This is a genomic window from Sphingobium sp. WCS2017Hpa-17 (assembly GCF_031843765.1).
Lineage (GTDB): Bacteria > Pseudomonadota > Alphaproteobacteria > Sphingomonadales > Sphingomonadaceae > Sphingobium.
The window spans coordinates 592,993-608,084 of sequence record NZ_JAVTIV010000002.1 but is presented as its reverse complement, the minus strand read 5'-3'; the positions used below and the strand labels follow the sequence as shown (position 1 = coordinate 608,084).

The 15,092-nt window shown below is 64.9% G+C and carries 10 protein-coding genes; 1 reads left to right on the top strand and 9 read right to left on the bottom strand.

The annotated features are described in order from the left end of the window. Nucleotides 1–10 precede the first annotated feature (10 nt). Complete coding sequence (locus RQH62_RS06795) at nucleotides 11–1,909, top strand: TIM barrel protein (RefSeq protein ID WP_311267989.1); 1,899 nt, start codon at nucleotides 11–13, stop codon at nucleotides 1,907–1,909. Nucleotides 1,910–2,063: 154 nt separating this feature from the next. On the opposite strand, the gene RQH62_RS06790 is transcribed toward RQH62_RS06795, so the two are convergent. The 9 genes from RQH62_RS06790 to RQH62_RS06750 form a co-directional block, all read right to left on the bottom strand. Further along, nucleotides 2,064–3,365, bottom strand: a complete 1,302-nt coding sequence (locus tag RQH62_RS06790; RefSeq protein ID WP_311267988.1) for a carbohydrate porin — start codon at nucleotides 3,363–3,365, stop codon at nucleotides 2,064–2,066. Beyond that, nucleotides 3,362–4,255, bottom strand: a complete 894-nt coding sequence (locus RQH62_RS06785; RefSeq protein WP_311267987.1) for a shikimate dehydrogenase — start codon at nucleotides 4,253–4,255, stop codon at nucleotides 3,362–3,364. Before RQH62_RS06785 ends, RQH62_RS06790 begins: the two co-directional genes overlap by 4 nt. Before the next feature lie 28 nt (nucleotides 4,256–4,283). Next, on the bottom strand, nucleotides 4,284–5,636 hold the full coding sequence (locus RQH62_RS06780) for an MFS transporter (protein ID WP_311267986.1): 1,353 nt from the start codon (nucleotides 5,634–5,636) through the stop codon (nucleotides 4,284–4,286). 148 nt (nucleotides 5,637–5,784) lie between these two features. Continuing rightward, nucleotides 5,785–6,708 carry a LysR family transcriptional regulator gene (locus tag RQH62_RS06775; protein WP_311267985.1) on the bottom strand — a complete coding sequence of 308 codons (924 nt, stop codon included), beginning with the start codon at nucleotides 6,706–6,708 and terminating at the stop codon, nucleotides 5,785–5,787. A 74-nt stretch (nucleotides 6,709–6,782) separates the two neighbouring features. Continuing rightward, on the bottom strand, nucleotides 6,783–8,927 hold the full coding sequence (locus RQH62_RS06770; RefSeq protein ID WP_405053516.1) for a TonB-dependent receptor: 2,145 nt from the start codon (nucleotides 8,925–8,927) through the stop codon (nucleotides 6,783–6,785). 109 nt (nucleotides 8,928–9,036) lie between these two features. Then, nucleotides 9,037–10,188: a hybrid sensor histidine kinase/response regulator gene (locus RQH62_RS06765; RefSeq protein ID WP_311267984.1), complete on the bottom strand. Its 1,152-nt coding sequence runs from the start codon at nucleotides 10,186–10,188 to the stop codon at nucleotides 9,037–9,039. Continuing rightward, nucleotides 10,185–10,772, bottom strand: a complete 588-nt coding sequence (locus RQH62_RS06760; protein ID WP_311267983.1) for a chemotaxis protein CheB — start codon at nucleotides 10,770–10,772, stop codon at nucleotides 10,185–10,187. Before RQH62_RS06760 ends, RQH62_RS06765 begins: the two co-directional genes overlap by 4 nt. Continuing rightward, nucleotides 10,769–11,608 (bottom strand): CheR family methyltransferase, encoded by an 840-nt coding sequence (locus tag RQH62_RS06755; RefSeq protein WP_311267982.1) that lies wholly within the window; start codon nucleotides 11,606–11,608, stop codon nucleotides 10,769–10,771. Before RQH62_RS06755 ends, RQH62_RS06760 begins: the two co-directional genes overlap by 4 nt. Continuing rightward, the gene (locus tag RQH62_RS06750) at nucleotides 11,593–15,033 is read right to left on the bottom strand and encodes a response regulator (protein WP_311267981.1); all 3,441 of its coding nucleotides are present in this window, start codon (nucleotides 15,031–15,033) and stop codon (nucleotides 11,593–11,595) included. Before RQH62_RS06750 ends, RQH62_RS06755 begins: the two co-directional genes overlap by 16 nt. Between the last annotated feature and the right edge of the window lie 59 nt (nucleotides 15,034–15,092).

Genomic DNA, 15,092 nt, shown 5'->3' with positions numbered 1-15,092 from the left:
AGGAGCCGCCATGACCATTGCCCGATCCCTGAACGCCATCGCCACCGTATCGCTGCGCGGGACGCTGGAAGAGAAGCTGAAAGCGGCTGCTGCTGCGGGTTTTGCCGGGGTGGAGATTTTCGAGAATGATCTGGTCGGGTCAGCCCTGTCGCCGAAAGAGGTACGGGCGATGCTGGCCGATCTGGGTCTGGCTTGCTTGCTCTACCAGCCCTTCCGGGATTTCGAGGGATTGCCGGGCGACCTGCGCCGTCGCGCCTTCGACCGGGCGCGGGCCAAGTTCGACCTGATGGAAGAGTTGGGCACCGACCGCATCCTCTTCTGTTCGAGCTGTCACCCCGCCGCGCTGGGTGAGCGAGAGCGGATCGTCGATGATTTCCGGGAGCTGGGCGGGATCGCGCAGGAACGTGGCATCATCGTCGGCTACGAGGCGCTGGCCTGGGGCCGGCATGTCAACGACCATCGAGACGCCTGGGCCATCGTGGAGGCGGTCGACCATCCCCATATCGGCATCATCCTCGACAGCTATCATTCGCTGTCGCGCCAGATCCCTAGCGAGAGCATCCGGGCGATACCGGGCGACAAGATCGCCTTCGTGCAACTGGCGGACGCGCCGTTGCTCGACATGGACCTGCTTTACTGGAGCCGCCATTTCCGCAACCTGCCGGGGCAAGGCGGGCTGGACGTCGCGGGCTTCGTGGCGGAGATATTGCGCACCGGCTATGACGGGCCGCTGAGCCTGGAAATCTTCAACGATCGCTTCCGTTCCAACGCCGCGCGGCTGGTGGCGGAGGACGGGCATCGCTCGCTCGACTATGTCCGCGACGCCGCGCAACGGCTGATCGACCAGCCGACCGCCATGCCCGCGCCGCAGCCGGTGCTGGGTTGCGAGTTTGTGGAGTTTACCGCCGATGGCAGCGACGCCGCGCGGCTGGGCAGCAGCTTTGCGTCGCTAGGCTTTACGCTGGTGGGCGAGCATCGCCACAAGAAGGTGACGCGGTGGCGGCAGGGCGGCGTCAACCTGATCGTCAATGCCGAGCCGAAGGGTTTTGCCAGCGCCTATCGCGCGACGCAGGGCACGTCGATCTGCGCCATCGGGGTGCGGGTGAAGGACAAGGCAGCGGTACTGGACCGTGCCGCCGCGCTGGGGATCAAGGCCTATAGCCCCGAAGGGCGGCCGGGGCGGATGGCGATGCCGGCGCTGCGCGGGGTCGGCGGCAGCCTGATCTATCTGATCGACGATCATGAGGTAGAGGGGCTGTGGGCGCGCGAATTCGATGCGGTGGAGATGGATGCGGATGCCATCGGCGCCGATGTGCGCGGCATCGACCATCTGGCCGCCGTGGTCCATAATGACGAATTTCTGTCCTGGCAGCTATACTGGCGATCGCTGTTCGGACTGGAAGCGCGCGGGCCGCAGGATGTGATCGACCCGTCGGGGCTGGTCCATAGTCAGGCGTTGCAGTCGGCGGACGGCGCGTTCCGGGTGACGATCAATGCATCGGATGCGCGGGAAACCCTCTCGTCCCGCTTCCTCGACCATGGCTTGGGCGGGGGATATCAGCATGTCGCGCTGACCACCGACGATATTTTCGCGACGGCCAGGGGCTTGCGGGACAATGGCGCGGCGATGCTGGAGATACCGGCCAATTATCATGCCGACCTTGCCGCGCGGTTCGACCTCGACGCGGCGATGGCGGCGCGGATGGCGGCGGACGGCGTCCTCTATGACGAGGATGGCGATGGCGCGGGCTTCTGGCAGATGTATAGCCGGGCGTTCGACAAGCTGTTCTTCTTCGAGTTCGTCCAGCGGGCGAAGGGCTATGCCGGCTATGGCGCGCCCAATGCCGGGGTGCGGCTGGCCGCGCAGAACCGGTTCCGGCCGGATGCGACCCCGGCGGCGACGCTGTAGGAATATGGGCGGTTAACTTCGCACTTTTCCTGCTGAATACGACATTTACGAACAGATGTTGGAAATTATCGAACAATATCCGTTCGTCCTGAGCCTGTCGAAGAACGAACGGGGAGATAGCAGCGAAGGTGCGCTGTAGGACAGCGCTCTGCCCTTACAGGATGAGCTTGATCGTTGCCCCGGCCACCACGGCATCTGGATAGCGATCAGTCGCGCCGACCCGGTGGATATATTGGAGATTGGGACGGATCAGCAACTGGCGGGTCGCCTGCCAACCATAGAAGATTTCGCCGCTCATTTCATGCGTCTGGACCGCGACATCCTGCCCCAGCGATAGCTGATCGCGCTGGCGATCGGTGATGCGCGGATTGACGCGGGCGTAGACGAGGCCGAGGCCGAAATTGTCCTTGGGCCGGCTGTCCCACAGGCCGCGTGCGACGAAGCCGCCGCTGATGAAGGTCGGCACCCGCGCGGTGTGGCGGTCCGACAAAGTGAGCGTGCCGAACAGGCTGAGCCCGCGATCACCCGGTCCGAAGCGGACGATCATCTGTTCCGCCATGGCCCAGGCACTCCAGCGCTCCTGCCGCATGGCGGGCGACAGGCCGGAGAGCACATAGGAATCGCCGTTGATATCGTCGCGCACATCGGCGCGGTCGGTGGTGTCGACCAGCCCGCCCACGCGGAACAGGCCCGGCAGGCCGCCCGGCTTCTGCCCCGTCTTCAGCCCCAGTTCGACCGGAACGACGAAGCTATCGAAGCGGGGGGCGAGTTTCCACCCTGCCCCGGTCTGGGCACGGAAGGCGTTGACCTCGAACCCTGCCACGGTGACGCTGAGGTTCGGCGCAATCTCCTGCCGGACGCGCAAGCCCCAGCGCGGGATCGGAAAGCCGGAAAAGCCGCTATTGTAGAAAAGCGTTGTCGGGCGCGGGCAGAAGGCGAAATTCTGGAACTGGCAACCGCTGGGCAAGGTCGCGAAATCGTCCCCCGTATGATAGAGGCCGAATTTCAGCGCGGTCTTGCCGCCGTTCAATTTCTGTTCGTAGCTGAGTTCGGCCGGACGCAGATCCTGACCGCCGCCGAACAATTCCTGCACTTCGAACAGGTTGCCGAGGCGGGTTGCGGTCAGATCCTCGCCCTTGCGGTGGATGATGGTGGCGATGATCTTGCCGCCGTCGAGACCGAACGCCTTGCCCGTGTCGATCGAGGCGGAGGCGAGCAATTGCTGGGTATAGGCCGCGCCGCCATCCCGCCCGCCGGTGATGCTGGCCGCGCTTTCGGAGACATAGGAGAAGGTGAGGTCGACGCCCTTGTTCTTTAGCCGCGTGCGCCAGCCGGGCTTGTCGGCCGGTGCTGGCGGCGGTGTTTGCGGGCCGGCGGATGGTCCCTGCAACTGCGCGGCTTTTGCCAGCACGACCGGTGCGGGCACGACGATGGCGGGCGGGGTGTCGGCGATCATGCGGCAACTCCTGCGCTGGCGCGGTCGAAATCGCGCAGCATGCGCGCGGCGTCCGGTTCGATACCGGTGAACAGGGCGAAGGCATGGGCCGCCTGCATCACCGCCATGCCGCCGCCGGTCAGCGTCGCACAGCCCTTCGCCTGCGCGGCGGCGAGCAATTCGGTCTGGAGCGGGAAATAGATGATGTCCGACACCCATTGACCGGCGGTCAGCAGATCGGGATCGAAGGGCAGGCCGGGATGGCTGAGCATGCCGATCGGCGATGTCTGGACCACGCCGTCGGCACCGCTGATGGCGGCCTGTGCCGTGGGGGCCGCCGTCACCTTTGCGGCGGGGAAGAGCGCCGCGAGGCGATCGGCCAGTGCCTGCGCCCGGTCCTGTGCCGGATCGAACAAAGTGAGGTGGGTGGCGCCCAGGTCGAGATGGGCATAGCCGACCGCCGCCGCTGCCCCGCCTGCACCGATCATCGCCACATGGGCGCGCTTATGCTGGCCAAGACCGGCCAGGAAATGCGCGCGATAGCCGGACCAGTCGGTATTGTCGCCATAGGTGCGGCCATCTTCAAACAGGATGGTGTTGACCGCGCCCAGCGCCTTGGCCGCGGGCGACAGGCTGTCGAGCAGCGGCATGACGTCCTGCTTGAAGGGATGGGTGACGTTGATGCCGTCGAAGCCCATGGCCGCCAGCATGGGGATGAGGCGCGGCAGGCCCGCCGCGTCATAGCTCATCACTTCGCCGTCGAGGATGCGGTACACCATGGGCAGGCCGAGCGCGCGGGCTTCGCCCTCGTGCATTTGCGGGCTGCGCGATCCGGCGATGCCGCTGCCGATCAGGCCGCAGAGGATGGACGCGACTGGTCGGCCCGTATCCGATACGGGGGTCTGGAACATGGAACTTGTCCTTGATCGAAAGAAAGGGTCAGGCGGCCTTGGGCAGGCGGATGAGCGAGGCGCAGAGGCCCGCCAGCACCACCGGCACCGCGAAGATGCCGAAGATCACCGGCAGCGACACCTTGGCCGCGAGCAGGAAGCCACCGAGCATCGGGCCGATCACCGCGCCGATCCGGCCAACGCCCATCGCCCAGCCAATGCCGGTGCCGCGCGCTTCGGGCGGATAGAGGCTGGCGGCGAGCGGGTAGCAGCCGTTGAAGCCGCCCTGCACGAAGACGCCGATCAGGAAGGCCGTGCCCAGTGTCGCAACGAGCGGCATGGCGACCGACCCGAAGATGATGAGTGCGGCGGCGGCCAGCGCCATATAGACCAGGATCAGGCGGCGCAGGTCGAAGCGCATGGCGACGAGGCCGATCGAGGAGGTGCCGATGAAGGCACCGATATTGTATATGGCGCCGGCATAGATGGCGTCCTTCGCAGGCAGGCCGGCCTCGACCGCCAGCTTGGGAATCCAGCTGATGACGAAATAGAGGGTCATGAAGCTGAAGGTAATGGCCAGCCAGAGCAGGATGGTGCTGGGTGCGCGCCCTTCGCTGAGCAGGCCGCGCACGCCGGCATGGCGGGTTTCGCTGGTCTGCTGCTGCGGCAGCGCGTCCAGTTGCGGCTGGCCGATCGAGGCGAGCAGCTTGTTCGCCCTTTCCAGGGCGCCCTTGGGCTGGCGGCTGAGGAGGAAGGCGATGGATTCAGGCAGCAGCAGCCAGACCAGCGGGATGGCGGCAGCGCAGAGGGCAGCGGCGCCCAGCAGCATCGCCTGCCAGCCATGGGTGGTCACATGGCTGGCGACGACGAAGCCGGTAATGGTGGCGCCGACAGGATAGCCGGCCTGGAGGAAGCCGACCGCGAAGGTGCGATGCTTTTCAGGGGCATATTCGGCGGTCAGCGCGGCCATGCTGGCGAGCACCGTGCCGATGCCGATGCCCACGACGAAGCGGCTGGCGATCAGTTCGGGGATGGAGGTGGCGATGCCCGATGCGAACATGGCGGCGGCCATCATGATGAGCGAGGCGAGGATCAGCTTGCGCCGGCCAAAGCGGTCGGCCAGCGGCGCGATGAGCAGGCCGCCCGCCGCCATGCCGGCGAGCCCGGCGCTGAATACGACGCCCAGGCTTTCGGGGCTGACCTGCCAGTCGGACGACAGCGCGGGTGCGATATAGGAGAGGATCAGCACATCCATGCCGTCGAGCATGTTGAGGATGAAGCAGGTTGCCACGACGAGGATCTGACGCGCGGTCCAGTTGCTGTCGGACGCGCGTGCCGGGGCGTTGTCCACGGTTACATAGGGCCGGACGGACACGGTGCCGCTGGCGGAATAACTGGCCATCTGGGAAACGCCTTTCATCCTCTCGGGAACCACCGGTTCCGTCACATCAACCAACCCGGTGCCGTATCTGGTTCTATTCTGCGGGTCGGACCGCTATGTTGCGAATGATCCTTGCTTTCCATCATATCAAACGCGCTTTGCCATGCCTTTATGTTATGGCTTTGGTCGTGATGATTTGGGGTCTTGGTAGTGCGAGCAAGACGGAGCGCGCTATTTCCTCGAATGTCTCGCCGATGATGGCGCGGGGCGATTCCAGATTGCGGTTCATATAGACGGGCAGCACGCCGGGTTCCTCGAACTCCAGGAAGCGCACGGTTTCGGCATGGGCCTGCATCGCGGTGAAGCTGTCCACCAGCGCCACGCCCATGCCGTTGGCGACGAAGGCGACGGCGGTTTCGGCGAAGCGGATATAGGTGGCGACCTCCAGTTCCTGCCCCGCCCCCGCGAACATGTCGGCGATGATGCGGCCATGAGGCGTGTCCGGGCGGAAGGATTGCAGTTGCTCGCCGGCTATATCCGCCACGCTGATCCGCTCCCGATCGGCGAGCGGGTGGCTGGAGGGCACGGCGCAGACCATGCGCCCGGCGCCGATGCGGCTGGACAGGATGTTGGGGTGGTCGAGCGGAAAAGCGGTCAGGGCATAGTCGCCGCGCTGGAGCGCCAGATAATCGGCCGCCTGCTCGACCGAGAGAATGTCGAACTGGATGGTGAGGCCGGGATAGTTGGCGGTGAGGCGGGCCAGCATCTGCGGCACGACCGAATGGCCGAGCGAGGGCGAGGCGCCGACGCGGAAGGTCCGGTCCTCCCCCTTGGCCAGCCGCTTGATGACATGGTTGAGGTCTTCGAACCCCTTATAGACATGCTCGATCTCGTCGAACAGGACGCGCGCCTCATGGGTGGGGACCAGCCGGCCGCGGGTGCGGTCGAACAGGCGAAAGCGCAACTTGTCCTCCATATGGCCGAGCATGCGGCTGAGGCCGGGCTGCGACGTGCCGAGCATCTGCGCGGCGGCGCTGACCGTCTTGGCGATCATGATGGCGCGGAAAATCTCGATCTGGCGCAGGGTGAGCATGGCGCCCCTGTAGCATTATTTACGCGCCTGTTGATATGGGATCGAGAGGCCCCTGCCCCCGATCCCATATCGGTTCAGAACCGATAGTCCCAAGACAGGGTGAAGTTACGCCCGCGCCCGGCGAAATAATGGGCATTGTCGTTGGGGCGGACCGTCTGGCTGTAATAGTCGATATAGAAGGTGTCGAAGATGTTCTGCGCCGCCAGCGTGAGCGCGCCGAAGCCGGTCTGGTAGCGCAGCGACAGGTCGGTCACGTCATAACCGTCGAACCGGTATAGCGGGTTGTAATTGCCCGGCGCGCGTTCGAACTGGCGGGCGAGGAAGAATTGGGTCTGGATGCGCGCCGACAGTGGGCCGTTCACATAGCTGGCGGCCACGTTCAGGCGATCGGGCGAGATGTTGGCGCCGTCGAGGTCGCGATCCACCTTGCCCACGCCGTCCGTCGCATTGCCGTCGGTGCGGCCGATCAGATGGGCATAGCCGGTCGACAAGGTCAAGCCGGGGAGCGGCGTCTTGACGCTCAGATTGAGTTCGAGGCCCTGGATCTCCACGCGCTGGCGCTGGATTTCGAACGGCGATCCGATCGCGGTCTGGACCAAAAGCGATCCATTCTTGCTGGTCGACCAGAAATAGGCGGCGCTGGCGTCGAGCGGGCCGCGCTTCACTTCCACGCCGATTTCGCGATTGTTGGACACGATCGGTTCGATGTTCACATAATCGTCGATATCCACACCCGCCGTGCCGACCGCGCGGGCGATGCGCCCGACATCCGGCACGGTATAGCCTTCGGCATAGCTGGCATAAGCGCGGATGCCGGCCCAAGGCTCCAGGATCACGCCGCCATTGATCAGCGTGTCGCTGAATCGCGGGGTGCCGCCGGAGACAGCAAAGCCGCCATAGCTGGCGAGCGTGGTATAATCGTCGATGCCGATCTTCACATCTTCATGACGGACGCCGGCCGCGATGCGCAGCTTCTTGTCGAACAGGGCCAGGTTCGCCTGCGCGAAGGGCGCGATGCTGCGATAGTCGGTTGGCGGCACCCAGCTGCGGCCGGTGGCGATCAGCCGCTGTTCGGTGAGGTCGTAAAGTGCATCGACGCCGACGATGGCGGTCAGCGCCTCGAAACCGGGGATGGTGCGTTCATAGCTGAGCTTGCCGCCATATTTGCGGCTGCGGTTCTGCGACTGGTCGAACAGCGTGCCGATCGGCGCGAGCGCGACATCCTGGAAGGTCGCGATCGGCGCGATTTCGCCACCATAAGTGTCGCGCGAGCGGTTGAAGAAGATTTGCGCGATCAGGTTGCCGCCGGCCAGATCGGTATCGGTCAAGGTCAGCGCCGCGCTTTCGGTGCGGCTGGTGGCGGGTACGCCGGGCGGCGTGCCGCGCACCGACGTGGTCGGCCGGTCGATCAGATAACTGCCGTTGGACGCGATATAGTCGCCCTCCCCCTTCAACTGGAAGCGGCTCATGGTGAGGTCGAGACGCGCCGTGTCGCTGAGCGCATAGCCGAAACGGCCGAACAGCGACCAGCTACGGCTGTCCTGCGTTTCGCCCTGCGTCAGATCGGTGCCGACCCGGTCGCCATGGCCATCATAGAAGGTGCCGCGCTTTTCATAGGCCGCCCCGACCATCGCATCCCAGCGCCCGCCGCGCCAGGCGAGCAGGCCCGCGACCTTGCCGCCGATGCCATCGCCATGGAAACCCGTATCGGCATTGCCCTGCACCAGCATGCGGCCGGACAGGCCATCGCTCTTCGCAGGCGCGGCCGTCACCTGATTGACGATGCCGCCGGTGCCACCGATCCCCTGCAAGGCGTTGGAACCGTAGATCAGTTCTACCCGGTCCACGAAGAAGGGGTCGATGGTGAAGCCGTCGCGCGCGCCGTCGCGCAGCGGCGCGGTCTGCGGGATGCCGTTGATGGCGTAGAGCGGCGAGCGCCCGCGCAGCGTTTCGCCAGCGCCCGACAGCTTCTGGCGCGTGGGCGAGAAGGACGGGGTGAGCGTGGAGACGGCATCGACGATCGATCCGCCGATCGCCACCTGTTGGTTCAGCGTTTCCTGATCGATGACGTCGATGGTCAGCGGCAGCGCATTGGCCGGCAACACCGAACGAGCGGCGGTGACGACGATATCGTCCGCTTCGGCGGCATGCACCGATGGCGCGACGGCAGCGATAGACAGCATCGTCGTGTTGAACAGGATAGCGGCGCGACTCTTCATTATTTTCCCCCCTTGCGGATGCGCCGGTCCGCTAGACCAGCAAGAGGGCTGTTGCAAGTCATTAGCACCGCCTTAAAGGACGTGCGCGGCAGACTGTTGCCAAAAAGGATCAGGCGACCAGCGCCTCCACCGTGGGCAGGCGGACCTGAAAGACGCTGCCCTCTCCGGGCACGCTCTGCTTGAGCGACAGGCCGCCGCCGTGCAGCGCGACCAGTTGCCGCACCAGCGCCAGACCAATGCCCAGCCCTTCCTGCGGGTCGCCATTGGGCTTCTTGACCTGCGCGAACAGGTCGAAGATGCGGGCCTGCATGTCGGTGGGGATACCGATGCCAGTGTCCGCCACCTCTATCTCCGCCCAGCCATCGACCACCCGCGCGGTCAGGCGGACTTCGCCGCCCGCCGGCGTATATTTGGCCGCGTTATTGAGCAGATTGGCAGCGATCTGGACGATGCGGGCATAGTCGGCATCGAGCCAGACCGGTTTGTCGGTAATGTCGAGCACGAGCCGGTGCTGCGCGGCCTCGATCGCCGGCTGGCAGGCTTCGACCGCGAAGCCGAGCGCGTCCTGAAGCGAAATGCGTTGCGTCTTCAGCGAAATCTTGCCCTGGTCGATACGGGCAATGTCCAGAATATCCTCGATCAGGCGGGACAGATGCTGGACATGGCGATCCATGCGCCCGCGTATCTCGCGTGCGGCATCGGTGCCTTCGCGCCGTTCCAGAAGATGCAGGCCGGCGGCGAGCGCGGCGATGGGGTTACGCAATTCATGGCCGAGGATGGCGAGAAATTCATTCTTGCGCCGGTCGGCCGACTGGAGCGCGGCGGCGAGCTTCGCCATTTCGTCGCGCTGCGCCACGATCTGGCGCCGCTGATCGTGCAGGTCGAAGAAGACGGCGGCCTTCGACCGCAATATGTCGGCCTCGATCGGCTTCTGGATGAAGTCGACGGCGCCAGCCTCATAGCCGCGAAAGCGGCGTTGCAGGTCGGTGGTTCCGGCGGTCACGAAGATGATCGGAACGTGGCGGGCGCGTTCGTTGCCGCGCATATATTCGGCCAGTTCAAAGCCATCCATGCCCGGCATCTGGACGTCCAGCAGGGCCAGCGCGACGTCATGGACCAGCAACAGTTCCAGCGCCTCCTCGCCCGAGCGCGCCTTGAGGCAGACGAGGCCATCGCGCTGGAGCAGCGCCTCCAGCGCCAGCAGATTTTCCGCCAGATCATCGACCAGCAGGCAGTAAATGGGGTGCGTCTCGCTCGTCATGTCGCCGCCAGTGTCAGAAGATAGGGGATAAGATCGTCCAGAGTCATCATGCGCGCGGACGGACAGGCCGCGAGCGCCGCTTCGGGCATGGTGGCCACCTGCGCATCGGCGAAATCCTGCACGATGGCGGTGCCGCCAGCAGCGCATATGGCCTTCAGCCCCGCCGCACCGTCATGATTGGCACCGGTCAGGATGACGCCGGCCAGTGCCGGGCCATAGGCATCGGCCGCGCTTTCCAGCAGCACGTCGATCGCCGGGCGGCTGTGGTTGACCGGCTCATCCATCGACAGCGACAGTGTGCGGTCGGCCTCCACCAGCAGATGATAATCGGATGGCGCGAAATAGACGGTGCCGGGCAGGATCGGCTCCTTGTCCTCCGCTTCCCGCACCGCGACCCGGCATTTCGCGGCGAACAGCGCCACCAGCGCATTGCCGCGATCGGGCGGGACATGGACGACGATCAGCACCGGGATCGGAAAGTCGGCCGGCAGCGCGGGCAGGATGCGCAGCAACGCCTGTACCGCGCCCGCCGACGCGCCGATCGCGATGGCTTCGATCGGCGCCTCTATGGCCACCGCGCTCATGCGTCCTGCCTCTGATAGATTTTCTCTTCGCGCACGAAATCGGCGAAGGCGGAGGCGTGGGCTGAAAAGCGCAGGCTTTCCTTCGAGCCCAAGCCAAGGAATCCCTTGCGCGCGAGGGAGTCACGGAACAGGCCGAGCGCCCTGTCCTGCAACGCCCGATCGAAATAGATCAGCACGTTGCGGCAGGAAATCAGATGCATTTCGGCGAAGACCGCGTCCGTTACCAGGCTATGGTCGGAAAACACCACTTGCGAACGCAGGCTCTTGTCGAAGACGGCACGGCCATAATCCGCGGTATAATAATCGGACAGCGACGATCGCGCGCCCGACTTCTGATGGTTTTCGGTGAATTTGCGGATCTGGTCGAGCGGATAGACGCCAGCCTCCGCCGCCCGCAGCGCGTCGGGGTTGATATCCGTCGCATAGAAAAGCGTGCGCTGATCCAGGCCCTCCTCCCGGAACAGGATGGAGAGCGAATAAAGCTCTTCGCCATGGCTGCATCCCGCGACCCAGACCTTGAGCGAGGGGTAGGTGCGCAGATGCGGGATCACCTTTTCCCGCAGCGCCCGGAAATAGGACGGATCGCGAAACATCTCGCTGACCTGCACGGTCAGATAGTTGAGCAGGCGCGGCAGCGTGGCGGGATCGTGCAGCAGATGGTCCTGCATTGCCGAGAAGCTGGTAAAGCCCAGCTGGCTGCGCGCCTGAAGCAGGCGGCGCTTGATGGACGCGCGGGCATAGTGACGAAAATCATAATGATAGCGCTGATACAGCGCCTCCAGCAGCAGCTGGATCTCGATATCCTCGACATGCTCCGACACTAGCGCGGCATCCATACCCGGACCAGCGACAGCAATTTATCGACGTCGATCGGCTTTGCCATATAGTCGTTCGCCCCCGCCTCCAGACAGCGTTGCTGGTCGTCGGGCATAGCCTTGGCCGTCAGCATGAGGATCGGTAACGCAGACCAGCGCGTGTCGTTCCGGATCGTGCGCGTGGCGGTGAGGCCGTCCATTACCGGCATCATCACGTCCATCAGCACAAGGTCGATCGTCTTGGCCGGATCGTCCGATGCGGCGGCCAGCGCATCCAGCGCCTCCTGCCCGTTGCGGGCGATCTGCACCGCCGCGCCGCGCGGTTCCAGCACGCTGGTCAGCGAATAGACGTTGCGCACATCATCCTCCACGATGAGGATGCGGCGGCCCTCCAATGCGGCGTCGCGATTGCGCGCCTTCTGGATCATCTTGCGCTGTTCGGGTGGCAGTTCCGACACGACCTGATGCAGGAAGAGGGACACTTCATCCAGCAGCCGCTCGGGCGACTTGGCGCCCTTGATGATGATCGAGCTGGAATAGCGGCGCAGGCGCTGCTCGTCGTCCGGCGACAGGTCGTGGCCGGTATAGACGATCACCGGCGGGAAACCATGATCGCCTTCCTCGCTCAACGTCTCCAGCAACTTGAAGCCGGAGGTGTCGGGCAGCGTCAGGTCCAGCACCATGCAGTCGAAAGTCTGCTGACGCAACTGCGCCAGACATTCCGCCGCGCTGCCGACGCCGACTGTCTCGACGTCGTCGGTCAGCAGCAGCTTGCCCACGGCATCGCGCTGGACCGGGTCATCCTCCACGATGAGGACGCGGCGCACGCGGGTCGCCAGCTTCGCCTGCAACCCTTCCAGCACTTCGGCCAGTTGCTCGCGCTTGACCGGCTTCACCAGATAACCGACCGCGCCCAGCGACAGCGCTGCCTGGCTATGGTCGGAGGCGGACACGACATGGATCGGGATATGGCGGGTCGCATCGTCATGTTTCAACCGATCCAGCACGGTAAGGCCCGACTGGTCGGGCAGGCCGAGGTCGAGCACGACGGCGCTGGGCATATAGTCGCGGGCGAGGCGCACCGCTTCCTCCGCCGTGCCGGCGATGATGCACTGGAACCCCATGTCGCGCGACAGGTCGCGCACGATGGAGGCGAACACATCGTCATCCTCAATCACCAGCAGCAGGCGGCGGCCTTCGGCGATGGAGGCGCGGTCATCCTCCAGCGTCCAGTCGGAGGCTGGCGTGCTGCGGACGGGCGGCTGGCTGGCGACGGGAGCGACCGGGGCGGCTTCGACGCGCGCGGGTGCGGCGTCGCGCGGCGCGGTGGTGGCGGGATCGAGCGCCAGCGGCACGGTGAGGGTGAAGAGGCTGCCCTTGCCCGGCTCGCTTTCCAGCGTGATGGCGCCACCCAGCAAGCGGGCCAGCTGGCGCGAGATCGACAGGCCCAGGCCCGTGCCGCCATAGCGCCGGCTGATCGTGCCGTCGGCCTGATGGAAAGCCTCGAAAATATGGCCCTGCTGTTCGGCCGACATGCCGATGCCGGTGTCACGCACGGCGAGCGCCAGCCCGCCGCCCTGTGCCGGGGACAGAGTCAGGCTGACCTTGCCCTGCTCGGTGAATTTGAAGGCGTTCGACAGGAGATTTTTGAGGATCTGCTCGATCCGCATCCGGTCCGTCTCGATCGCGCGCGGGCAATCGGACGCCATCTCGATCTCGAACGCAAGTTCGCGGCTTTCGGCGATCGGTTGGAACATCTGGCGGATATCCCCGGCCAGCCGTTGCAGCGGGACAGTTTCGGGCTGGACCTGAATATGGCCGGCCTCGATCTTCGACAGGTCGAGAATGTCGTTGATCAGGGTGAGCAGATCGTTGCCGGAGGATTCGATCGTGCGCGCGAATTTGACCTGATCGGCGGACATGTTGCCGTCCGGATTGTCGCCCAGCAGCTTCGACAGGATCAGCAGCGAATTGAGCGGCGTGCGCAATTCGTGCGACATGTTGGCGAGGAAGTCGGACTTATACTGGCTGGCCTGTTCCAGTTCGCGCGCCTTGACCGTGAGGTTGGCGGCGCCGCGTTCCAGTTCGTCGCGCTGATTTTCCAGTGTCTGGGCCTGTTCCTCCAACTGGCTGTTGGTCTGTTCCAGTTCGACCTGCTGCTGTTCCAGGCGGACCTGCGATTCCTTGAGCGCGCGGCCCTGCTCCTCCAGTTCCTCGTTGGAGACGCGAAGTTCCTCGCTCTGCGCCTGCAATTCGCCCGACTGGCGCTGCGTTTCCTCCAGCGCGTCCTGCAAGCGTGCGCGGAAGCGGGCGGAGCGCAGCGCAATGCCGATCGCCGGTGCGGCCTGTTCCAGCAATTGCAGCGTGGTCGCATCGACTGGCTGGAAGAATCCCAGTTCTATGACGGCGTTGACCACTTCGTCCGCCTTTGCGGGTACGATCACCAGATGGCGCGGCCGGTCGCGGCCCAGCGCGGAGCCTATGGTCAGATAGCCGTCGGGAATATCCTGAAGGACAAGAGGCTGCCCCTCAGCCGCAACCTGCCCCAGTAAGCCTTCTTTGACCAGGAAGCCTTCTGGCAGAACGGCATCGGACGGGATGCCGAGCGTGGCGGCACGCTGGAAGCGCCCCCCTTCTCCCTTGAACAAGGCGCCGCCCTGGAATCCCAGGTACCGCGCCAGGAACAGCAGGATCGCCTCCCCCAGCTCCTCGATCGACTTTTCACCGCGCATGGCCGTGGCCAGCCCCAGTTGCCCGGCCTGTAACCATTGCTGGCGGATGCGGGCACGGCTGGCGATGCGCATCAGGAAGAAGATGGCGATGGTCAGACCCATGCCGATCAGGCTGGTGACGATGCCACTGGTGATCGCGGTCTGCGACGCGACCGCCATATCCTCCAGCCGGATGGCGCGCAGGCGCAATTCTTCCTGCGCCATATTGTTGAGCTGTGCCCGGATGGCATCCATCTCGATCTTGCCGCGATCGGTGGTCACGACCTCCAGCGCAGCGGCAATGCCTCTGGTGCGGCGCAGGTCGACGGTTTCGCGCAGTTCGGCGAGCTTCGCATCGACATGGCGTTTGAGCACCGTGACATTGGCCTGCTGCGCCGCATTGTCCCGCGTCAGCGTGGTGACATTGTCCATCCGCGCGGCCAGTGCCGCGACCGCACTATTATAAGGTTCCAGATAGGCCTGGGTACCGGTCAACAGATAGCCGCGCTGTCCCGTCTCCGCATCCTGCGCCGTCGAGAGCAGCTCGTCGAGCGCGATCAGGACGCTGTGGGTATGGCGGACCGCCATGTCGCTTTCGCGCAGCGTCTGGATATTGCGATAAGCAATCGTACCGCTCACCGCGAAAAAGCAGAGGCCGATCAGCAGCCCCAGCGCGGACCAGATGGATGCGCGCGTCAGCGAGAGCGAGCCGAAAGCGGTTTTTATCGTTGCCATGGCCCCTCGCCTATACAGGTGTCGGGGCCTCGACTAGCGATTGTTTCGCCGTCAGCGCA

What these genes read in the sequence shown, in the direction of transcription:
- RQH62_RS06795 (WP_311267989.1), top strand. Translation starts at nt 11, where the DNA reads ATGACCATTGCCCGATCCCTGAACGCCATCGCCACCGTATCGCTGCGC.
- RQH62_RS06765 (WP_311267984.1), bottom strand. Translation starts at nt 10,188, where the DNA reads ATGACGAGCGAGACGCACCCCATTTACTGCCTGCTGGTCGATGATCTG.
- RQH62_RS06770 (WP_405053516.1), bottom strand. Translation starts at nt 8,927, where the DNA reads ATGAAGAGTCGCGCCGCTATCCTGTTCAACACGACGATGCTGTCTATC.
- RQH62_RS06750 (WP_311267981.1), bottom strand. Translation starts at nt 15,033, where the DNA reads ATGGCAACGATAAAAACCGCTTTCGGCTCGCTCTCGCTGACGCGCGCA.
- RQH62_RS06775 (WP_311267985.1), bottom strand. Translation starts at nt 6,708, where the DNA reads ATGCTCACCCTGCGCCAGATCGAGATTTTCCGCGCCATCATGATCGCC.
- RQH62_RS06760 (WP_311267983.1), bottom strand. Translation starts at nt 10,772, where the DNA reads ATGAGCGCGGTGGCCATAGAGGCGCCGATCGAAGCCATCGCGATCGGC.
- RQH62_RS06790 (WP_311267988.1), bottom strand. Translation starts at nt 3,365, where the DNA reads ATGATCGCCGACACCCCGCCCGCCATCGTCGTGCCCGCACCGGTCGTG.
- RQH62_RS06785 (WP_311267987.1), bottom strand. Translation starts at nt 4,255, where the DNA reads ATGTTCCAGACCCCCGTATCGGATACGGGCCGACCAGTCGCGTCCATC.
- RQH62_RS06780 (WP_311267986.1), bottom strand. Translation starts at nt 5,636, where the DNA reads ATGGCCAGTTATTCCGCCAGCGGCACCGTGTCCGTCCGGCCCTATGTA.
- RQH62_RS06755 (WP_311267982.1), bottom strand. Translation starts at nt 11,608, where the DNA reads ATGGATGCCGCGCTAGTGTCGGAGCATGTCGAGGATATCGAGATCCAG.